The sequence below is a fragment of the Sphingobacteriales bacterium genome, assembly GCA_016700115.1.
GTDB lineage: Bacteria > Bacteroidota > Bacteroidia > Chitinophagales > UBA2359 > UBA2359.
The window spans coordinates 3,782,717-3,804,822 of sequence record CP064999.1; the positions used below are offsets into that span (position 1 = coordinate 3,782,717).

The window sequence follows — 22,106 nt, forward strand, 5'->3', positions numbered from 1 at the left end:
ATAACAACCAAGTGCTTTTAACATTTAAAGATAAAGCTCATTAAGTCAGAATGCAGATATTCTTAGCGATGGAATTAAGTCAATGTACTATCTTTTGCCCGGTTGCTTTGTTACCTTTGCGACACACATCGTATGTTTATGGGATTCGATAAATACAAACTAATAACTATAGAAGGCAATACCGGTGCAGGTAAAACCACATTGGCAAAAATGCTGGCTAAACAATATAATGGGCATTTAATATTAGAAGAATTTGCAGAAAATCCTTTTCTACCCAAGTTTTATTCCGAGCCTGAAAAGTATGCATTTCATACAGAAATGTATTTTATGCTTGACCGTTATCATCAATTGAATAAATTTATTGAGTCAAATCAAACGGGTAATGGTTTGACCATTTCAGATTATATTTTCAGGAAATCATTGTTGTATGCGGAAGTCAATCTTCAGCCGGACGAATACAGGCTATTCGAACGAATGTTTAATACCGTTTATCCCAATCTTCCTCAGCCGGGTTTGATTATTTATGTTCATGCTACAGTACCCAGATTAATCAGAAATATACAAAAAAGAGGGAGAGATTTCGAACAACAAGTGCGTGAATCTTATCTAAAGAGAGTTGAAAAGATCTATTTTGATTATTTTCAAAAGAACCCCCATTTGCTGGTGTTGATAATTCATGCGGACGAACTCGATTTTGTTCATAATCCTACACATTACGATTTAATTGTTGAAGCTGTAACTAAAGATTATCCATCCGGCATTCACGATGTTTGGATCAGAATTTGAATTTATGGCTGTATAATTATATGTAAGTACTATTGGAAATCCATATTATATGAATCAAACCGAACAACAAACTTTATTAAGGAAAGCTAAAAGTGCAGAAATATCCAACAAGCGGTTGTTTCAAAAACTGAGGCAAAAAATGCCTAAAAATTTAGATGAAACAGTAAAAGAACTTCATCATAAAGCCTTTGAACAAATAAGTTGCACTACTTGTGCCAATTGCTGTAAAACTACCAGCCCACGGTTTTTAGATAAAGATATTGAGAGACTTGCCCGATATTTTAAAAGCAGTCCCGGACAATTTATAACTCGTTACCTGAAAATTGACAAAGATGGAGACTATGTCCTTCAACATGCCCCATGTCCTTTTTTGGCAGATGACAACCTTTGTATGGTTTATGATCAACGGCCCAATGCTTGTCGTGAATATCCACACACAGATCAACGTAAATTCCATGTAAACTTTGACATTACACTTAAAAACACCTTTGTCTGTCCTGCAGTTTTTGAAATTATAGAGCAGTTAAAATTAATTTATCCAGATAAATCAGCGATTAATAAAAAACATCCAGCATAAAAAACGCAAGTCCTTTTTCTATGACTAAACTAAAATCCCCACCGTTAGTACCTATTTGGCAAACTTTGTTCTCACTCAAAAAATTTGCCGAAAATCCAATTCCATTTATGACTAACGGTCTTCTAAAATATGGAGATATTTATAAGGTATTTGGCCCAAGACCTTTTATACTTACCAATAATGCAGATTATATACAACATGTTCTTCAGAAAAACAACAAAAACTATCACAAATCCCCGGTAGTAAAAAATATTTTAGGTGCCGAGTTAGGGCATGGATTGCTGACCATTGACGGAGATTACTGGTTAAAACAACGCCGACTGATTCAACCGGGATTTAGTAAGCAGCGAATATCAGAACTAATAGATATCATGATCTCTGAAGGCGAAGCATTTTGTCGGCAAATGAAAGAAGAGTTGGAAAAACATCCGGTTTTAGATGTTGACAAATCTATGATGGACATCACTTTCAGAATAGTTACAAAAGCGTTGTTTAGCAGAGGCATTGATCATTCGTTATTACAAAGAGTGGATTATGTTATCACAAATATTCAAAAATATGTGATTACTCAAATCAGGCAACCTTACCTGATTCCTTGGTTAAAGATTACGGGAAAGGCAAATTTTTATAAATCGCTTCGAAAAGAAATTGACCAGATTGTTTATGATATTATAGACGAAAGAAGAAAATCGGAAGAGCAACACAACGATTTGCTGGACATGTTATTGAATGCGAAATATGAAGACACAGGTGAAACCATGAACAACCAACAGTTAAGAGATGAAAGTATGATCTTAATTGTTGCAGGTCATGAAACCTCTGCTAATGCTTTGACCTGGGCTTTATACTTATTGGCTCAGCATCCGGAAGAGAGACAAAAGGTTTTAGATGAAGTGAATTTGGTTATTGGAAATCAGCCAATTACTTATGATAGCGTTTTACAACTGAATTACACCCGACAGGTCATTCAAGAAACAATGCGGCTGTATCCTCCGGCTTGGTTGATTGACCGTCAAGCCTTAGAAGATGATGAATTGGGAGGGTATCTCGTCCCTAAAGGAGAAATTGTATTGTTATTTATTTATGGAACCCACCGGAATCCTAAATATTGGAAAAATCCGGATACATTTGACCCGGACCGTTTTTCAAAAGAAAATCTTAAAGACCTGCCTAATTATGCGTACTTTCCATTTGGCGGTGGTCCTCGTTTGTGTATAGGCAATAATTTTGCGATGTTGGAAATGCAGGTTTTGTTGGCTCTTTTGGTTAAAAATTTCACATTTACGATTGAACCAAACCAACACATTGAACCGAAACCAATGGTAACGCTACGTCCACGAAACGGTATTAAAATGAAATTCCAAATCAGGTAATTCCTGATTTTTGAAAATCATACCCTGATTAGTTTTAAAACAGTTGTTTCTTATCTGGCAATCAGCCTTTTATACGCCAGCATGATTCCTCCATAAACAATTAAAAGAAATGAGATATACAAAGTAGCCCATTTAAAAGCTGTTGCAACCGAACACAAATAGGCTAACAATGGTATTTTAGTTGGGTACGATACAAGCATGGTAATTATGAAAAGGTTTTCGGTATAATCAAAAAGCATAATTAGAAAAGGCAATAAAAAAACGCGTTTTATTGGGAGTTTTACCCCAAGCTTTTCATAAAAAACAAATAAAATGACCGAAAACAAGAGGGTGTATATTATTGGGTAAACAATATCGGCTGTTACTTCAGCAAACAGATAAGTCTTTCGTCCTTCATGCCCATAATCCTCAATCATTTCATAGACTTTTGAGGGATTTAAACCAGACAAAAGATCAATAATTCCCACAGTTTTACCAGCCTTTTCGTTAATATCCTGTTCCAGTTGAGGTAGGATATAACCGGCAAAAAGACCAAATAACATTACTAAAAGAATAATTAACCGGTAGCTTGCAATCCGTTCAATAAAAGCGGTGAGAAATTTCATTTTGAAGGTTTTAATTCATTGGCTTAAATGTAATGGTTTTAATCATTTAATTTTAAAAAGGCACACATAAAAATTAAAAAGCCCCTTTTCAAAAAAACTTAAAAAGGGGCTAAATTTATAAAAACAATTATTTATAATGGCATTCAATTCCGGTTATTTACCCAAATCGTGCTGAATGAAAGCTTCGAGGCAATTCATTCGTTCGTGAGAATAGGGATGAGTGCGTACAATTTTCTCCCAAACATCGTAATTTTCCTCTTCGCCCATCTTCATAAAAAAACGCATTCCTTTTCGAGGGTTATAACCTGCTTTTGAAACAAGCGTAGCCCCTCCCCTATCTGCATCATACTCATCAATTTGTCCGAACGGTGCTGATAACAATAAGCTTAAACTTGCAGCCATATCTCCATACCCATAAGGTTCAAAAACACTTTTCCCTAAAACCATTTTTTGTGCTTTTCGTACCGCATGACGATTGTCTATATGTGCAATTTCGTGTGCAACGATAAATGCGAGTTCATCTTCACTTTCAGTCCATTCAACCATTTTGGTCGTAATATATAAATGTCCGCCGGCCAATGAAAAAGCATTCATTGTTTGAGAATCATCAATGACATGTATTTTATACTTTATGCCTTTTCTGTTGACATACTGACTCAGTTTTTTGACTATTCCGTCCAAATAGGCCTGTTTGCTATAATTATTTAGAATTTTATTTTCTTTTATCATTCCTTTATGTAAGGTATCTCCAATATAAGATTCTTCAGACAATGAAATTGGGAATTGGTCTATTGCATAGTTTTCCCATTCTTTGGCCCATGAATACCAGGACTCGACGGTATCTTCGGGATTGCATTGTGCTTGTGCAAAATTGGCACAAACAAACATTAAAAAAAGTGCGATTAGCGGGTTTTTCATAACAGATAGCTTTAGATTTTATTGAAAACGCTCTTGATCAATGAATTGATATATTTTAAGAGAAAAAGTTTACGGATTGGATTTAACAATTTGATCCAAATAGTTTAAAAAAACCGAAAATTGAACAAACCATCTAAAAAACAAAGATAATTGTTTAAAGGCTCATGCAACGTAAAAAGGTTAAAAAGCGTTTTAACAGGATGTCAAACAGCAAAGATTTCGTAATATTGCATGTACTGTTTCATCAAACTGAAAGACAAATGATTATTTACCATAGAATAAGACAGCTTTCGCTCCTTTTATTGCTGATATGCCTGAAAACGTTTTTTTTAATAGCACAGACTTCTGCTCCATTTAACAATGAATGGATAGACTACGATAAAACATACCATAAAATAAAGGTTGGTAAAAACGGATTGCATCGAATCCCGTATTCATTGCTGAATAGTTCAGGAGTTCCAACTGACAATGCAACTGCTTACAAACTTTATTGTAAAGGTCAGGAAATCCCAATCTATACCAGCACTACCGGTGAATTTGGAGAAAATGATTTTATAGAGTTTTACGCTGAAAGAAATGATGGCAGTTTGGATTCCCGTTTATATTTATATCCGGCATGGCAGCCAAACCCTTATGTAAGTATGTTTTCCGACACACTTGCCTATTTTTTGACAATAAATGAAACCGGTTCAAATCTCAGATTTTCTGATACCGACAATAACCTCAGTGAGGCTCCACCTAAAGAACAATATTTTATGTATGAAAGTGTTCGACAAAACGTCAACACTTTTTACAGCGGTCGTCCAATTCGGTTAGGCGGTATCAATACTAATTTTTCTGATTTTGAAGAAGGTGAAGGGTTTGTCGGACCTTCAATTGAAAAGGGAACCAATGCCAATTATAATATCGTTACCCGATCTGTATTTGCCGGACCAACAGCCCCTGCTGACACAATCATGTTCTCTGCTCGTGTTTTGGGACAATCTAATCTTTTTGAGATTTTGAATGACCATAGAGTGCAAATTAAGGTAAATAATAACCTGCAAATTGACTATCAGTTTGAAGGTTATAGTTCTCATACAATCACTTTTTCAGCACCTATAAGTCAGTTAACCTCCCCAAACACCCAAATTAACGTGGCCTCTATGTCCACACTTCAGAATGGAACCGACTTATTAGTCAACCGGAACAGTGTTCCATTCATAACCATTAAATATCCACATAGCTTTGATTTTGGCGGATTGACCGGTTATAAATTTACATTAAAAAATGATGCGCCGAAATATATAGAAATCACCAATTTTAATGGTGGGGCAGCTCCTGTTTTATATGATTTAACTAATTATTTGAGATTTATACCGGTTATTGAAACTGTTTCAGGACAAACTGTTTACAAATTTCACCTGCCTCAGTTTGCTTCAGGACAAGCTACAAGAACATTGTATTTTAGCAGTACTTCAACGGCACTTCCGGTTCCGGTGATTAACACAGTAAGTCATTTACAACCTATTCAGTTTACCAATTACAACCTGCCTGAAAACAGGGGTGATTACCTGATTGTCTCTCATCCAAAACTTATGGAGGGGGAAATAAATCAGGTAGAAAGATATCGCGATTATCGAAACTCAGTGGAAGGTGGCAGCTTTTCTGTTGTTGTTGTTAATGTAGAAGAGCTTTATGACCAGTTTTCATGGGGGATTCGCAAACATCCTTTATCAATTAACAACTTTACAAGGTTTGCCATGGCAACCTGGCCTGTTCCGCCGAAACAGTTGCTTTTACTTGGCAAATCGGTGGTTTACCGCGATTCTTATGCTCCAAGCAATCCGGCTAACTATGAAAGAAATCTTGTTCCTACTTTCGGACATTCGGCTTCCGACAATATGCTGAGTAGTAGTTATCCTGCGGCAAACTACCGCAATGCGATACCAACCGGACGAGTTCCGGCCAATACGCCACAGGATATTGCTGCTTATCTCAACAAGGTGATTGAATATGAAAGTTTGCAAAATAATCCGTCTTGCAATATTCAGGACAGGTTATGGATGAAACATGCACTTCATATTGCCGGAGGAGGAAATTTAAGCGAAGCTGAATTGTTTTTTAACAATCTTGAAAGTTATAGAAACAAATATGAAGATATCAGTTTTGGTGGCAAAGTCATTAAAACCTATCGTAGTTTTTCTCCCAATCCGGTGGATGAAGTTGATTTAGGCAATTATATCAATAATGGCTTAGCAGTCATCAATTTTGTAGGACATGGAGCCGGTGGATATTGGCAGGTAAATATTCAATCGCCGGAAGCATACCAAAATTTTGGTAAATATCCATTTATCATGGCAAGTTCCTGTTTTGTAGGGGATATTCATAGTTACGATTTTGATTCGATGGGACAAGTCCAAACTGCTATGTCAGAAGATTATGTTTTAGCTGATAATCTCGGTTCAATTGGATTTCTGGCTACAGTATCTTCAGGTTTTCCGATATATTTACATCAGTTTAACAGTAAACTATACGAGCATTACTGTAAAAATAACTATGGCAAATCAATTGGTTATAGTATTCAGCAAACCATCAATGACTTGTTTGCTGCTTATCCCAACGAAGATGGCCCTAAAATTACCTGTCAGGAATACACTTTAGTCGGTGATCCTGCTGTGGTTATTAAATCATGGGACAAACCGGAGTATGTTATTGACGAAACAAGTATATCCTTCTCTCCTTCAGTCATAACAGCCGATATAGATTCTTTTAGTTTAAGGGTTGCCGTAACCAATCTTGGACAAGCTGTTGCAGATTCATTTACGTTGCAAGTAAACCGGCAGTTTCCTGATGGCAGTTCTGCTCTTTATCTTAAAAAATTTCCATCTACAAAATATCAGGACACCTTGCAAATTATGATACCTACCGGCGATCCTTCTTCTGTAGAAGGTGAAAATCAGTTTACTATCACCTTAGATGCGCTTAACGAAATTTCAGAGGATTGTAAAGACAATAATTCGACCGGCAAAAACATATTTATTTTTTCCGACTTACTTATCCCTATATTTCCTTGTAATTTTGCAATAGTCAATACAGTTCCTGTTACTCTAAAGGCTTCTACCGGTCAGCCTGTTTTACCCCCCTTAAATTACATTTTACAACTTGATACATCCGAACTTTTTCAAAACCCATTGGCACAGACCATTGTTAACAGTGAGGCAGGGGTGATTGAATGGCAACCCGATTTCACTTTTATTGAAAACACTGTTTATTATTGGCGAACTGCAAGATTTCAAGAAATTCCGGATAGTATCAACTGGAAGAACAGTTCATTTATATACTTGCCATCGGGTCAGGAAGGGTGGAATCAATCCCACTATTACCAGTTCAGATATAACCAAACTGACAGGATGTTTTTAGATTCTGTTTCAAGACAGCATGTATTTGCACAGGAGGACAACTATTTAACTGCCACCAATCAATATAGTAATTTTGGAGGGATTAATTTTACTTTAAATGGAACCCCTCTGAAACCAATCAATTATTGTCTTCAGGATGCAGGATGTACCGGAGGAATTATGGTAGCTGTTTTTAAACCTGATTTAATTTTAGAACCATTCACCACAGAAAGAATAACAGGCACCGGCTGTTCCGGACGTGGTGAGTATGGCAATTTACATTGTTCTTTTGGTGAGCGTTACGCATTTGAGTTTAACTCATCTGACTCTGAACAAGTTGACTCATTGGTTTCGTTTTTACAAAACCACATTCCGAATGGGTACTATATATTGGTAATGAGTGTCAACCAACATCGTTTAAGCTCTTTCAGTAATCCTCAATATACAGCATTACAAAATGTGTTTTCAGGAATGGGCATTAATAACCTTTTTTCTGTACCTGACAACGAGGCGTTTATAGCTTTTGGTCAAAAAAACAATCCGACTTATGAGGATGCTTATTTTGTTTATGGGCCTGCTTCAACCGCTAATCCACTTTCTATGGATAAAGTTATCAGCATTAAAGCAGCTTCCGGCACGATGACTACTCCACCTATCGGACCTTCAAGTCAATGGAGTGATCTTCAGTATCAGTTCTCAAATCCTTCTAATTCAGATACACTTAGGGTTTTTGGTGTGCAGCCCGGATTCCCTGATGTATTACTTGCTGAAATAAACACCGGTAATGGAAGTAACAATCTCAATTTGGGTTCAACAACAGCCATCAACAATTTTAATTTTATCCGTTTAGAATTTACAACCATACATGAAGCTGAGGAATCTCCTGAGCCTACACAAACCGATTTTCTCAGGGTGATGTTTAACCGGGCACCTGAAGTCGCATTAAATTACCAAAATCATTTCTTTTTCTATGCCGATACCTTGCAAGAAGGTGAAATGTTGCAGATGCAGTTTGCAGTTACCAATGCTGAATTTCATCAGACAGATAGCCTTCAAGTCTATTATGCCATAATCAATGAAAGCAATCAGTCCACTCAAATTATTCAACCTCCGATGCCTCCAATTCCCTCCGGACAAACGGCCATAGCTACTCTGAATTATAGCACTGAAGGACTGAGCGGGAATAATATTCTTGCTGTTGAACTAAATCCCAATCAGGCTCAACTTGAAAAATTTAGGTTCAATAATGTTGTGTTTCTACCATTTTTTGTTAAAACAGATAAAATAAACCCCTATGTTGATGCGACATTTGACGGACGACATATTACTGATGGGGAACTTATTTCCTCAAAACCCGAAATTAGTTTACGCCTGACAGATGAAAATCGTTATCTGGCTTTAAACGATACTTTAGCTTTTGAACTTTATTTAGTAAGTCCTGATGCAGGAGGGCTACCTACATTGACGCAAAGAATTTATTTTACCCGCCCCGATATTCAATTTATACCGGCAAGCAATGAAAGTGCGATGAATGGTAAAAATACGGCGACTATAAAATTCACGCCTGATTTAACAACCGATGGCTTATATGAACTCAGACTAAAAGCTAAAGACAGGAGTGGTAATGTATTTGCTGCAAGTAATTATAGTGCAAAATTCAGGGTTATCAACAAACCAATGATTTCTAATTTATTGAACTATCCCAATCCTTTTACTTCTGCAACAAAATTTGTGTTTACAATAACCGGACACGAAATACCACAATTCATGAACATTCAGATTATGACAATTTCAGGTCGGGTGGTCAGAGAAATTTCATCCTCTGAACTCGGAACTCTGCATATCGGGAATAATATTACAGAATATGCCTGGGACGGAACTGATCAATTTGGCAATCCGCTTGCAAATGGGCTTTATTTGTATCGCTTTATTAGTCGCCTGAATGATCAGAAAACGGATCATTTTGGAACCTCTGCCGATAAATATTTTAAAAATGGGATCGGTAAAATGTACCTGATGCGGTAAATCGTTCTTATTCTGTTTCTCTTAATTCTATGAACTGCAGAACATAATTATTTTGAACTTTGCAGTCAGGGTTTCTTTTCTGATTACTTTTGCTTCTGGTTTTTATAAATTAACTGCAATCTTTAAACAGAATATGATCAAATTTAAAACAGGTTTAATTTTAACAATTGGGTTGTTATGTTTCTTCGCGCCGTTATTATTTGGTCAGAACAACGGTCAAACCCAGATTGAAATGGCAGATTCTTTGAGAGCATCGGGCAAGATTTATGTCGTAGTGGTTGTGTTATCTATAATTTTTGCCGGCATTATCACTTTTTTGGTGTTGATAGACAGGCGGTTACGAAAATTAGAAAAAGAATAAAACAGGTTCATTATTTTAGAATCAGTGGAAAATACAGGTTTTTAAGAGTCCATTTTCAGAAAACATTTAAGCTATATACGCTTTAAATTAACTGAAAAAAACTAATTTTGCAGCAAAAATACACCGGTAGCAAAGCCCCGAAAATCAAAAGAATTATTATTCAGAGCCACTGCTTTGCTAAAGTTTCATGATCGGATTTCAAATGCGATACTTTCAATCAAAACTTGTTCAAATTCTAAAATAAAAACCAGAATTTTATGGCAGCAAAACACCATGCCGATAGTCTTTCGTTTTACCAAAGTGTGGAATACTACTTTGATAAAGCAGCAGCAGTAACCAAGTACCATGAAGGTCTGCTTAATCAAATAAAAGTATGTAACAGCGTCTATCAAATGAGGTTTCCGGTCAAAGTCGGCAACAATTATCAGGTTATTGAAGCCTATCGCGTTCAACACAGCCACCACCGTTTACCTTGTAAGGGAGGTATTCGTTACAGCGATGCCGTTGATCAGGATGAAGTAATGGCTTTAGCTTCTTTAATGACTTATAAATGTGCAATTGTAGATGTTCCTTTTGGCGGTGCAAAAGGGGGTATCAAAATCAATCCTCGTCAGTTTTCTGTTTCTCAGCTTCAACGTATTACCCGACGTTACACAACAGAGTTAATCCGTAAAAACTTTATTGGTCCTGCTATTGATGTTCCGGCACCCGATTATGGAACCGGTGCTCGTGAAATGGCCTGGATATTAGATACCTATCAAACATTTAAAGCCGGAGAAATTGACAGTTATGGTTGTGTTACCGGCAAACCTATTAGTCAGGGCGGAGTTCGGGGCAGAACTGAAGCAACAGGTTTAGGTGTTTATTTTGGGACTCGTGAAGCTATGAGCATTAAAGAAGACATGAAAACGCTTAAGTTATCTACCGGTATTGAAGGAAAAACAGTGGTTGTTCAGGGATTGGGTAATGTGGGTTATCATTCTGCAAACTTTTTCAGGCAAAATGGTGCAAAATTGATTGGCTTGGCAGAATATGAAGGTGCCATCTACGATCCTACAGGTAAAGGTTTTGACCTGGATGATGTAATGAGACATCGTGAAGAAACCGGAAAAATTACCAATTACCCCGGAGCTGTTAATTTAGAAAAAACCTCAGATGCTTTAGAATTAGAATGTGATATTTTAATCCCTGCTGCTTTAGAAAGGGTTATACACGCAGGTAATGCCTCTAAAATCAAAGCCAAAATTATTGCCGAAGCTGCTAACGGACCTATCACACCTGATGCTGAAGCGGTTTTGTTAAAAAAAGGCATTATGATTTTGCCGGATGTATATCTCAATGCAGGTGGTGTTACGGTATCCTATTTTGAATGGTTAAAAAACTTGTCTCACGTAAGATTTGGCAGAATGGATAAAAGATTCCACGAATCTTCATATTCTAATATGTTAAGTATGATGGAAGGGTTGACAAACAAAAAAGTTCACTCTGACGAAAGAGACAAACTTATTCGAGGTGCCGGTGAAGTAGATTTAGTACATTCAGGTTTAGAAGATACAATGATTGGAGCTTATTTGCCAATTCGTGAAGCATGGAGAAAAAACAAGAAAATTGAAGATTTACGTACTGCTGCTTTTTATATTGCTATTGAAAAAGTGGCAACTGCATATCTCGAATTGGGTATATTCCCTTAAAAAAAAGCAAGTTAACATACTAATTGCAATTTGAATGTAACTCAAAAAAGCCATCATTGCGTTTTGCAGGGTGGCTTTTTTAATATCCAATTCATCCTTATCTTGTTTTCAAATTTTTAACTAAAATTTTGACATTTTATGAGTGAAACAGAATTTTCTTATGAGTCTTATGACAAAGCAATTACAATGTTGGAAGAGATATTGATGAAAATTGAAGATGAAGTTGAGGGCATTGACGAATTGGTAGTAAAGGTGAGATCAGCATCTGATATTTTGATATTTTGCAGGCAAAAACTGAGAAGTACGGAAGAAGAAATCAACAGACTGTTAGATAATCTGAATTGATAATGAACCATCTTAGCATATCCTTTGAGAACGAGGTTGCAATAATTCTACTCAATCAAAGAGCGAGATATAGTGATAACCTTCAACAAATGCTAAAGGAGTTTAACCAATTGTTGGATGAAATAGATCATAATCTCTCCGTAAAAGCTGTTGTTATTGGCAGTTCCCAAAAGGATTTTTCAAAAGGTGTAGATTTTACCTTATTGTATAACCTGAATGAACCGGGTACTGCAGAACATGTTTGCCGGCAGGCACAGAAGTTATTGATGAGAATTGAAAAAAGCAGGAAACCGGTTGTTGCAGCTATTCATGGAGCTGCTAAAGGTGCCGGTTTAGAAATTGCATTAGCCTGCCATTATCGCATTGCTACCAACTCTTTAAATACAGTATTTGCAATGCCCGATATAAAAATGGGTTTATTGCCCGGAGGTGGTGCAACTCAAAGATTGCCTAAACTCATTGGCATTAGGGCGGCATTGGATATGATGTTGAATGGTAAAAATATACATGCTTACAAAGCTGTTCGTATCGGTTTGGTAAACAGATTGATTCACCCAGTTCAGTTAATGAATGCTGCTGTCATGCAAGCCAGAAAGATGAGCACTCAAAAGTGGAAAAAAACAAAATCGCCTCCATCTTTTGACAAACTAATCAATCTAAACCGTTATATCCGAAGCAAGGTTTTTGATCGTGTTCGATATAAAATTCAGCAAACAACATATAGCAACTACCCTGCTCCTTTTAAAATTCTTGAATGTATTGAAATTGGTTGCCGCTTTGGCGAAGCAATGGGATATGCAGCCGAAATTGCTAAATATGATGAGTTGGTGGTTCATCCTGTAACCAAAAATTTAATTTGGCTTCAGAAATCAGTGCTTGAAAAGAAAAAAAGATTAGAAACTTCTATAAACAATCCGGTAAAAACCATTGCTGTTGTAGGATCGGGTTTTATGGGCGGTGGAATAGCAGAAGTAAGCGTTATGAATGGGTTCAATGTAATACTGACAGACATTTACCCTGAAAAATGTGCTTTGGCAATGCAATCAGTTTGGGCATCCCTGACTGCTAAAGTTAAAAAAAGAACGCTTAGAAGCATATCCCGTTGGAAAGTGATGAACAGATTGCAAGCACAAAGTGATTTTACCGATTTCAATAAGGCGCAGATAGTTATAGAAGCTGTTTATGAAGATTTAGAATTAAAGCAAAAACTATTGGCTTTTACCGAATCCCAAATTCAGGAAAATTGCATTTATGCAAGTAATACTTCCGCTATACCCATCCATCTAATTGCAAAACAAAGTAAACGCCCGGAACAGGTCATTGGAATGCACTTTTTTTCACCGGTTCCCAAAATGTCCTTACTTGAAATTATAGTGACTCCTCAGACAGCAGATTGGGTTGTGAATGTCGCTATTGATTTAGGAATAAAACAAGGTAAAACTTGTATTGTCGTTAAAGATTCACCGGGATTTTACACTACCCGAATTATTACAACTTACCTGAACGAAGCTTTGTGTTTATTGGAGGATGGGGCAGAAATCTGGCAAATTGATGAATGTTCCCGTCAGCTCGGATTTCCTGTTGGTCCGTTTACTTTGATTGACGAAATAGGGATAGATTCTCTAAATGCCGTTTTAGAAGGGCATCTATACCGGTTTTTAGCCCAAACTAAAGGGGCTGGAGCTTATACTCCAAGTTCACTGCCCACCTTACTTTTAAATGCAGGATTTAAAGGTCGCAAAAACCGGAAAGGGTTTTATCGCTATCATTCAAAAACCGGTGAAAAAACAAGCACTCAACCTGATGAAGCAGTCAATCGAATCCTAAAATTAAACAAATCTTCTTTCTGGTTTAAGGACAAACATATCAGACAGCGATTGATGATGATGATGACTAATGAAGCAGCGAGATGTTTGGAAGAAGGCATCATTCATTCTCCTGTTGATGGCGATTTAGGTGCTGTTTTGGGTTTGGGATATCCTGCCTTCACCGGAGGGCCATTTCATTATTTAGATTCGATTGGCTGTGAAAATGCCGTGATAAGATTAGAGAATCTTTCACAGCGTTTTGGAAACCGGTTTTTGCCTGCAAATATATTATACGACTATGCTAAAACCGGGGTGAAATTTTTTCCCGGCTAATAATTTCATAATCGGGAAACAGTGCCCATCATTTCTTGTGGATTCATTTAATTTACCCATCTTATCCAAACAACAAGCTGCCAATTCGTACCATATTGCTGCCTGCCTGAAGCGCTTGTTTGTAATCCGACGACATTCCCATGGATAAAATGTTGAAACCAGAGTTTTTTTGCTGTGTTTCCATTTGAATTTGCTTAAACAACAAAGCTAACGTGTCAAACTCTTTTTTAATCCGGTCTATATCTGAAGTCAAGGTAGCCATTCCCATTAGTCCTCTTATGTTCACTCCGGGATATTTTTGGGCGTTGAAAAAATGCAGAAACTCAAGAACTTCATCTAATGAAAATCCGAACTTGGTTTCTTCAAGGGCAATATGAACCTGTAACAAACAATCAATTATCCGATTGTTTTTCAAAGCTTCTTTATCAATTACCGATAATAGTTTTTCACTGTCAACAGAATGAATCAGGGAAATAAAAGGGGCTATAAATTTTACCTTATTGCTTTGTAAATGACCTATGAAATGCCATTCAATATCCTGTGGAAGTTGTTCGTATTTGGTTAATAATTCCTGCACTCTGTTTTCTCCAAAAACCTTTTGACCGGAAAGGTATAAGGACATGATATCATTTGCGGTATGGTTTTTTGTTACAGCAACCAATTCGGCTTTGTATGCTGACAGTTCTTCTTTTATTTTATTTAACACTGAAATATTGAACATATTCTTTAGAAGTCGGTTTGGATGTTTACTTCAGGCTTATTGTTTCGTGAATTTTGCTACTCCAAACTTCGCATCGTTAAAGGAGGCTTGTAACACATAATTTCCTTTAGGAAGTAATTGTAATGATAGTTGGATTAAAGTATTCATGGCTTGTTTAGTTTCTTTTGCCGCTATTTTTCCATCCATAAAAAGTATGGTCAGTTCAATTGTTTTACCTATAAACTCATCCGGTATCAATATGTTTAACTGGGTGTAAACCGGATTGGGGAAAACACTGATTGTTGCCATTTTAGAATCAGCAGCACTAATTCCCGGGTAAAAGTTGAAAACCAACGGGTCTGTGCTGTGAATATTGACTTCATCCCCATCAGATAATCCATCTCCGTCAGTATCTTCATTTAATGGATTGGTGGTATGAATCGTTACTTCTTCTCCGTCATTTAAACCATCATTATCAGTATCTGCTATTAACGGATTTGTACCGTAAACATTTACCTCATCTCCATCAGTTAAACCATCTCCATCTGTGTCCTGATTTAAAGGATTGGTGGTATGAATCGCAACCTCATCCCCATCATTCAAACCATCATTGTCTGTGTCTGCAATTAACGGGTTAGAATTGTAAACAAATATCTCATCAAAGTCTGATAAATTATCGCTGTCTGTGTCTTCGTTCAAGGGGTTGGTACTGTGTATTAGTACTTCTGCGCCATCACTTAAACCGTCTGTATCCGTATCGGCTAACAAAGGATTCGTTCCGAATAAATTCACCTCATCTCCATCGGTTAAATCATCAGAATCCGAATCGGCATTTAAGGGGTTTGTCCCGAAAGTCAGGACTTCTTCACCATCACTTAATCCATCTAAATCCGAATCTGATTGTAAAGGATTTGTTCCGGTTTCAGAGATTTCTTCACCATCTGTTAAATTGTCGTCGTCTGAGTCGGGATTTAAGGCATTTGTACCGTAAACAGTAACTTCTTCACCATCAAGCAATCCGTCTCCGTCTGTATCAGGAATTAAAACTTCGGTGCCAAGGAGTAATTCTTCTTCATCGGTTAGTCCGTCTCCATCGGAATCTGTAACAACCGGACAATTGATTAAAGTATCTAACTCAAACAACGAGCCTTGAATATGTTGAGGAGTGTTATCATTCAGGTTCAACAATGTCAATGTGGCATTAAAACTGAGTTGTGTGGTTAAATCTGTATTAATAATTTCAAAACATACGGTACCGACATCCACCCATTCTGAATCAGTTATCACCGGACATCCTGCATTGGGTAAAATCATATTTGTTGTGAGGTTGAACTCTCCTGTTGTAGGGTCGTAAGAATAACTGGGTGTAAAATAAGGTGCAAAGACACCTCCTAAAGCACAGGAATCGAGGTGGTTGAAATGGATAGTCTGATATACCGGATTGTTAATCAAGTTTCTGTTGTAATTAAAAAACAGGGTGTGAGATCCAATGGCAAACTCAGGTTGACCGGTTTGTGCTTTCAATTGCAAGGTTACACAAAACTGTGAATTAGCACAATTTACCTGAGGATTACCAAATTGAGCTTCATAAACTGATTGTGCGGCAATTGAGGAGGGTAAAATATATGCCGACATCAAACAGACTAAAAATTGAAAAGTTTTCATATAGACCTGATTCGACCTGTATAGGTAGTAACTATTAAAAAGTGCCAGAAATTATTCACTATTGGTGTAGAGTTCATCAATGGCATCTACAATCATATTGTCAAGATTTTCATTTCCAGCAATTTCCTCCAATACACCATAAACTAAGGCTGAGTTTTGTGAATCTGTATTTGCTTTATTCGTTGCCAAAGATTGGATTTTATTAAAAGCATTTGTTGGCAATAATTTTTTCAGACCTTTTACCACCATCAGTTGAACAGAATTGGACAATCTGTTGATGCTTAATTTTTGTGCACTTTCGGCTGCTGCTTTTAAGTCGAGTAAAAATTCTTCTATAATGTCAGCATGAACAGGACTGACTGTCAAATGGATTGATGGCGGATGATATTGCCGGTTTATAAACCAGCCTTTTTCGGTCAGCTCATCTGCAACCGCATAAATATCATACTTGGAAGAGGTGATTGCCATTAGGGTAATATCAGGAGGAGCTACTAACTCCAACCCGGCTATGTCTTCAATTCCTTTTCTTAACCTTCTTATTGTTTGTAAGGCTTTTTCGGTTAGTTTTAAATAGCCTGACTCCCCAATTCCATTAAAAGCGGCGTAGGCAGAAGCGATAGTTCCTCCGGGGCGGGTGCCGCTAAAACCTATCGTAGCATAAACTCCACCCGGCCATTGTGTGGTTGTAAAAATCTGATGTTTACGCAATTCTGCATTTTTGTAAAGCAAAATTGATGCACCTTTTGCGGCATAACCATATTTATGCAAATCTGCTGAAAGAGAGCAAACCCCATCTATCGAAAAGTCAAAATCGGGTAAAACATGACCTAATTTTCGGGCAAAAGGAAGGATAAAGCCACCGACACAGGCATCAACATGCAGCCATAAATTGTTTTCTAAAGCCAGACGGGCCATTTTAGTGATATTGTCAATCACTCCATGAGGAAATGAAGGGGCAGAGCCTATGATGGCAATGGTATTTGGAGAAATAGCTTTCCATGCCTCTGACAAATCTACTCTGTAATCTGTGCCGACAGGTATAAAAACAGGCTTTAAGTTCAGATAGTGGCAGGCTTTTTGAAAAGCAGGATGTGCTGAAACCGGAATTAATATTTCGGGAGTTTGTGTTACGGGATGATGCTCTTTGGCCCATTCCCGGGCAGACTGCATCGCCAGAAAAATACTTTCCGTACCCCCACTGTTAATGGTTCCCGTGGCAGTCTCAGGTGCTCCGAGTAAATCGGCAGCCATACTGATGACCTCATTTTCCATTGTTTTCAAACTCGGAAAAGCATAAGGGTTCAACGCATTTTCGTAGTAAAACAAATTATAGGCTTCTCTTACTATCTCTGCAATATCTGTTCCCGGATTGTAAATATGTGCAAATGCCCGACCCATTTTCCATCTTGCGTCCTGACTTTTCAGAGATCTCAATTTGTTGAGCAGTGCTTCTTTATCCATTCCGTTTTTTGGAAAAGGAGTAAACTTCTTTTTCATGATTGATTTAATTGAAAGACGACTTTAGATTAGTTACTTTAAAAAGCCCATAGACTTAAAAGAAAAGAAAAACTTTTTTGATAAAATCCGAAGTTAACCCTTAAACAACAGCCCTTTTTGGGATTTAACCTCAAACCACTTCTACTAAATGATAATTGCGTTTTCCTTTTTGAATTAAAATATAAGATTTGTTAAGCAAATCGGAAGTTGTAACAAGGTAATCGGTTTGTGTAATTTTTTGCTTATTGATACTGACCGCATTGGCAGCGACACTTTTTCTGGCTTCTGATTTTGAAGGATATATTCCAGTTGATGTTGAAAGAAATTCAATCAGATCTATGCCGGTTAACAGGGCATTAGCTGAAATTTGAGATTGCGGAACTCCTGAAAAAATTTCTAATAAGTGCTTCTCGGTTAAGGACTGCAATAATTCTTTAGTTCCGTCTCCAAACAGCAGTTTTGAGGCTTCTAATGCTTTGTTTAACTCTTCTGAACCATGAATCATAGTCGTAACTTCGGCTGCAAGTCTTTTTTGCAAAATTCTTAAATGTGGAGCTGCTTCATGTTCTTTTTCCAAATCTGTAACTTCTTGTTCGCCTAAAAAGGTAAAAATGCGGATAAACTTTTTGGCATCTTCATCAGAAGCATTGAGCCAAAACTGATAAAACTGGTAGGGAGAGGTAAGTTCTGCATCGAGCCAGATATTACCTTGTTCAGATTTACCAAACTTAGTGCCGTCTGATTTTGTAAGTAAAGGACAGGTTACGGCAAAAACTTCTCCCCTGAACATCCTGCGGGTCAGTTCTATACCGGCGGTAATGTTCCCCCATTGGTCAGACCCTCCCATTTGAAGTTTACAGTTATAATGTTTGTACAGATGGGCATAATCATAACCCTGAATGAGTTGGTAGGAAAATTCAGTAAAAGAAATTCCGGTTTCCATACGGGTTTTAACACTGTCTTTGTCTTGCATATAATTGACAGTCAGATGTTTACCTATATCGCGCAGAAAACTCAAAACGGGCATATCTTTGAACCAGTCGTAATTGTTCAATAAAATAGCCCCGTTTTTAGAGTCGGAGAAATCGAGAAGTCTTGACAACTGTTTTTTTTGACGGTCAATATTTTTTTGTAATTCTTCGATTGACTTCAACTGCCTTTCTTCTGATTTTCCCGATGGATCGCCAACCATTCCTGTTGCTCCACCAACCAGTGCGATGGGTTTATGCCCGCATCGTTGTAAAAAAACCAACATCATCATTGCTGCCAGATTGCCTACTGTCAGCGAAGGGGCAGTAGGGTCTATGCCCCAATATGCGGTGATTTGTTCTTTTTGCATCAACTCATCTAATCCCGGTGTTAAGTTGTGTACCATTCCCCGCCAGGTAAGCTCTTCTAAAAAAGTCATCATGTTGCTTTGTTTTTGCTTTCTATGTTTTGCAAAGATAGAGCAAATTGGCGAAAAGTATCTTTGTGAAATGCGATGAATAAGGGAGTTCAAATGCTCAATGTCAGAACATGCTTTAAGAATATAAAAGGCAACTAAAATACTCTGAGTTAATTTTGGCTATATTATCTATACAGGATAGTTGCTGTTAAATGTCTTAGAGTTGCTAAAATATCAACTACTATTCACTAAATTTGAGCAAGCAGACAACCGGCGATTTAATTTATTCGTTTGCCTAAATAATTACACCCCTTGTTTCTTAACTTTTCAAACAATATGAACATGAAAAATTCTTACCATTATTCCATCATCACTTTGTTTTTGATCTGCCTTTTACAGATTACTCAGGCAATCGCTTCTCCTACTGTTTTTCAACAGTTATGTGAGATGAACAAATACTGGAACCAACATCCTATTTCAAATTCTTTGTTGTACGAAAAAACAACATTCACCAACCATGAAGCACTGATATCTTTTCACCTCACTGAGGTCGAAAAATATTTACGGCAAAACCGCCCCAACAATCTATCGGCAGAACAATTAAAAAACAGGCTGAATTGTCTGGATATTCTGCATGAATATCAACAAGCCGGGGTTTTTCCTAAAAACACAAGACATAACTTTACAATCCCTTATTTTATTGATGACTTTAATACAGCTTGTGCGGTGGGGCATTTAATCCGCGAAACAGGATTTGAAAATGTTGCCTGTCGAATTGCCAATGAAATGAACTATGCCTATTTAGAAGATATGCCTTATCCGGAAATCGCAGAATGGGCTGATTTAATGGGATTTGAGGTGAATGAACTTAAATGGATTCAACCGGCATATTCTCCTCCTGTAAGGATAGAACATACTGCAATGCCTGCTGCTTGCGGCTCTGCCAATGGAAGTATAAATATAAGTGTGATAGACAATTTTACCCAACTTCCTGTAACCGGCTTTGCCCACAAATGGTACCAGCTCAATGGCTCCACAGTAGGTCTTGTTGCACAAACGGAAGACCTGACTAATATGCCCTCCGGTTTGTATAAATCGGTAGTTGTAACCAATGCCGGCATGTATCCTGTTGTATATGATTTGATTGGATTGGGCAATACAGGGTCGCTCAGTATGGAAGCAAATGTTCAAAACGAAACCTGCACCAACAGCAAAGACGGAAATATTGCTTTGAATATAACCGGTGGAAATCCTCCTTATTCAGTTCGATGGTACGATCAGTCGGGTTTTGTGATAGGTACAGAGCCTGCCATTTATGGTTTAAGCGGTATTTATTTTGGTGGAATCATGTATGAATTGCAAGCCCCGCAATACATAGCAGAAGTAACCGATGCTTATGGTTGTAAAACCTTTACAGAATTTAATATTCAAACCGAACATGAAGCGACCTACGTTTATGCAAATGTTACTCAACCTGTTTGCGGAGGATTGAATGGTATTATTGAACTGCCTTTTGTTCCTGAAGGATGTTTGTTTGAATGGTCGCATGACCCGTTTTTGACCGATGACATGGCGGTTTATCTTTCTGCCGGAAGCTATAATGTTACAGTAACCAATGAGTTTGGCTGCGAAACTGTACTAACCACCAATCTTTCTAACGAAAACACTTATCTGATAGATTTAGCCGGTTACCAACAAGAATATTGCGGGCAAGGCAATGGCGAATTGGCCTTGGTTCCTATTCAAAACGCTACTTATCAATGGTCTCATGATCCGGGTCTAAATACGCCTGTAGCCATCAATCTTTCGGCAGGAAATTATTCGGTAACAGTAACTGATATCAACGGATGTATGGATATACAAACGTTTTACATTTACGATTATGAGTTTGATATCTATTCAACTGAACCTGCAAGCATTTCAAATGCAAACAGTACCAATTCCACTTATGGCAGTATTGAACTTAGTTTTTACCCCGAAGAAGCAATGCAATACTCCTGGTCGCATAATGCGTTGTTAAATAGCAATTCAGTTCAAAATTTAACTGCCGGAATATATACAGTAACTGTAACGAATACTCAGACAGGCTGTTTTATTGTATTAAGCTATGAGATTTTTGATGAAGCACTTCTCGGCACTTCCATTGAAACTATTCACCAGCCTATTGAAGCACATGTTTCCATGCTTTCCCCTACCCTTTTACAAGTTTCTTATCGGGTAACCGAACCCCGGCCTATAGCCATGAATATTTTTGATTTGAACGGCAAACTTTTTTATTCTAAAAATCTGGAGGCTTCATCCGGTAATCAGCAATTGGTTTTACCTGTTGACTTTCTTCCATCAGGAATGTATTTGCTTCAATTGACTAACGGTCTGAAAAATACCAATTTGAAGTTTGTCATCTCCAGATAAATCCTTATTCAGAATGAGTAGAAGGTAGTTGTTTTCTTTTTTTTTCTATTTTGGTAAAGAATGTTTTTTTCAGCCACCCTTATAATTCTTAAGGGTGGTTTTTTTATTGAACTGTATTCTAAAATCTATCTGAATACCCCCCCTTTTGATTGCTAAAATATTATTTTTGTATTAAACATCCCGCTATATATTAATGAGTCAAAGTTGATTTTTATACAGGCTTTTCATGATAAATTTTAATCC

General features: G+C 37.3%; 15 protein-coding genes. 9 read left to right on the forward strand and 6 right to left on the reverse strand.

From position 1 onward, the window contains the following. Window positions 1–138: 138 nt before the first annotated feature. From IPM47_13460 to IPM47_13470, 3 genes are read left to right on the forward strand one after another with little or no spacing between them, the layout of a single operon-like run. Complete coding sequence (locus IPM47_13460) at window positions 139–786, forward strand: deoxynucleoside kinase (protein QQS27878.1); 648 nt, start codon at window positions 139–141, stop codon at window positions 784–786. A gap of 49 nt (window positions 787–835) precedes the next feature. Beyond that, entirely contained in the window at window positions 836–1,363 is a 528-nt protein-coding gene (locus IPM47_13465; protein ID QQS27879.1) for a YkgJ family cysteine cluster protein, read from the forward strand. Window positions 1,364–1,383: 20 nt separating this feature from the next. After that, window positions 1,384–2,736 (forward strand): cytochrome P450, encoded by a 1,353-nt coding sequence (locus tag IPM47_13470; protein QQS27880.1) that lies wholly within the window; start codon window positions 1,384–1,386, stop codon window positions 2,734–2,736. A gap of 50 nt (window positions 2,737–2,786) precedes the next feature. On the opposite strand, the gene IPM47_13475 is transcribed toward IPM47_13470, so the two are convergent. Together IPM47_13475 and IPM47_13480 are read right to left on the reverse strand one after the other, a co-directional pair. Continuing rightward, window positions 2,787–3,341 carry a hypothetical protein gene (locus IPM47_13475; GenBank protein QQS27881.1) on the reverse strand — a complete coding sequence of 185 codons (555 nt, stop codon included), beginning with the start codon at window positions 3,339–3,341 and terminating at the stop codon, window positions 2,787–2,789. A 153-nt stretch (window positions 3,342–3,494) separates the two neighbouring features. Then, complete coding sequence (locus IPM47_13480) at window positions 3,495–4,259, reverse strand: M48 family metallopeptidase (protein QQS27882.1); 765 nt, start codon at window positions 4,257–4,259, stop codon at window positions 3,495–3,497. Window positions 4,260–4,519: 260 nt separating this feature from the next. Between IPM47_13480 and IPM47_13485 the strand changes: the two genes are divergently transcribed. From IPM47_13485 to IPM47_13505, 5 genes are all read left to right on the forward strand, one after another. Then, a complete protein-coding gene (locus tag IPM47_13485) occupies window positions 4,520–9,664 on the forward strand; it encodes a hypothetical protein (GenBank protein QQS27883.1) in 5,145 nt (1,714 codons plus the stop codon). Window positions 9,665–9,830: 166 nt separating this feature from the next. After that, window positions 9,831–10,025 (forward strand): CcmD family protein, encoded by a 195-nt coding sequence (locus IPM47_13490; GenBank protein ID QQS31474.1) that lies wholly within the window; start codon window positions 9,831–9,833, stop codon window positions 10,023–10,025. A 257-nt stretch (window positions 10,026–10,282) separates the two neighbouring features. Then, window positions 10,283–11,716 (forward strand): Glu/Leu/Phe/Val dehydrogenase, encoded by a 1,434-nt coding sequence (locus IPM47_13495; protein ID QQS27884.1) that lies wholly within the window; start codon window positions 10,283–10,285, stop codon window positions 11,714–11,716. Window positions 11,717–11,854: 138 nt separating this feature from the next. Further along, entirely contained in the window at window positions 11,855–12,061 is a 207-nt protein-coding gene (locus IPM47_13500; GenBank protein ID QQS27885.1) for an exodeoxyribonuclease VII small subunit, read from the forward strand. 2 nt (window positions 12,062–12,063) lie between these two features. Further along, a complete protein-coding gene (locus IPM47_13505) occupies window positions 12,064–14,202 on the forward strand; it encodes an enoyl-CoA hydratase/isomerase family protein (protein QQS27886.1) in 2,139 nt (712 codons plus the stop codon). A gap of 61 nt (window positions 14,203–14,263) precedes the next feature. On the opposite strand, the gene IPM47_13510 is transcribed toward IPM47_13505, so the two are convergent. From IPM47_13510 to IPM47_13525, 4 genes are all read right to left on the reverse strand, one after another. Beyond that, window positions 14,264–14,923: a YggS family pyridoxal phosphate-dependent enzyme gene (locus tag IPM47_13510; GenBank protein ID QQS27887.1), complete on the reverse strand. Its 660-nt coding sequence runs from the start codon at window positions 14,921–14,923 to the stop codon at window positions 14,264–14,266. A gap of 36 nt (window positions 14,924–14,959) precedes the next feature. Then, window positions 14,960–16,567, reverse strand: a complete 1,608-nt coding sequence (locus IPM47_13515) for a hypothetical protein (protein ID QQS27888.1) — start codon at window positions 16,565–16,567, stop codon at window positions 14,960–14,962. Between the two features lie 51 nt (window positions 16,568–16,618). After that, complete coding sequence (locus IPM47_13520; protein ID QQS27889.1) at window positions 16,619–18,064, reverse strand: aspartate aminotransferase family protein; 1,446 nt, start codon at window positions 18,062–18,064, stop codon at window positions 16,619–16,621. Between the two features lie 130 nt (window positions 18,065–18,194). Further along, window positions 18,195–19,472 carry a tyrosine--tRNA ligase gene (locus IPM47_13525; protein ID QQS31475.1) on the reverse strand — a complete coding sequence of 426 codons (1,278 nt, stop codon included), beginning with the start codon at window positions 19,470–19,472 and terminating at the stop codon, window positions 18,195–18,197. Window positions 19,473–19,793: 321 nt separating this feature from the next. Here IPM47_13525 and IPM47_13530 point away from each other — a divergent pair, with 321 nt between their 5' ends. Next, complete coding sequence (locus tag IPM47_13530) at window positions 19,794–21,863, forward strand: T9SS type A sorting domain-containing protein (protein QQS27890.1); 2,070 nt, start codon at window positions 19,794–19,796, stop codon at window positions 21,861–21,863. Window positions 21,864–22,106 lie beyond the last annotated feature (243 nt).

Excerpts from the sequence above, each read along its gene's own strand:
- IPM47_13515 (QQS27888.1), bottom strand. The coding sequence starts at position 16,567 with ATGAAAACTTTTCAATTTTTAGTCTGTTTGATGTCGGCATATATTTTA.
- IPM47_13470 (QQS27880.1), top strand. The coding sequence starts at position 1,384 with ATGACTAAACTAAAATCCCCACCGTTAGTACCTATTTGGCAAACTTTG.
- IPM47_13520 (QQS27889.1), bottom strand. The coding sequence starts at position 18,064 with ATGAAAAAGAAGTTTACTCCTTTTCCAAAAAACGGAATGGATAAAGAA.
- IPM47_13480 (QQS27882.1), bottom strand. The coding sequence starts at position 4,259 with ATGAAAAACCCGCTAATCGCACTTTTTTTAATGTTTGTTTGTGCCAAT.
- IPM47_13525 (QQS31475.1), bottom strand. The coding sequence starts at position 19,472 with ATGACTTTTTTAGAAGAGCTTACCTGGCGGGGAATGGTACACAACTTA.
- IPM47_13505 (QQS27886.1), top strand. The coding sequence starts at position 12,064 with ATGAACCATCTTAGCATATCCTTTGAGAACGAGGTTGCAATAATTCTA.
- IPM47_13530 (QQS27890.1), top strand. The coding sequence starts at position 19,794 with ATGAAAAATTCTTACCATTATTCCATCATCACTTTGTTTTTGATCTGC.
- IPM47_13465 (QQS27879.1), top strand. The coding sequence starts at position 836 with ATGAATCAAACCGAACAACAAACTTTATTAAGGAAAGCTAAAAGTGCA.
- IPM47_13495 (QQS27884.1), top strand. The coding sequence starts at position 10,283 with ATGGCAGCAAAACACCATGCCGATAGTCTTTCGTTTTACCAAAGTGTG.
- IPM47_13510 (QQS27887.1), bottom strand. The coding sequence starts at position 14,923 with ATGTTCAATATTTCAGTGTTAAATAAAATAAAAGAAGAACTGTCAGCA.
- IPM47_13485 (QQS27883.1), top strand. The coding sequence starts at position 4,520 with ATGATTATTTACCATAGAATAAGACAGCTTTCGCTCCTTTTATTGCTG.
- IPM47_13460 (QQS27878.1), top strand. The coding sequence starts at position 139 with ATGGGATTCGATAAATACAAACTAATAACTATAGAAGGCAATACCGGT.
- IPM47_13500 (QQS27885.1), top strand. The coding sequence starts at position 11,855 with ATGAGTGAAACAGAATTTTCTTATGAGTCTTATGACAAAGCAATTACA.
- IPM47_13475 (QQS27881.1), bottom strand. The coding sequence starts at position 3,341 with ATGAAATTTCTCACCGCTTTTATTGAACGGATTGCAAGCTACCGGTTA.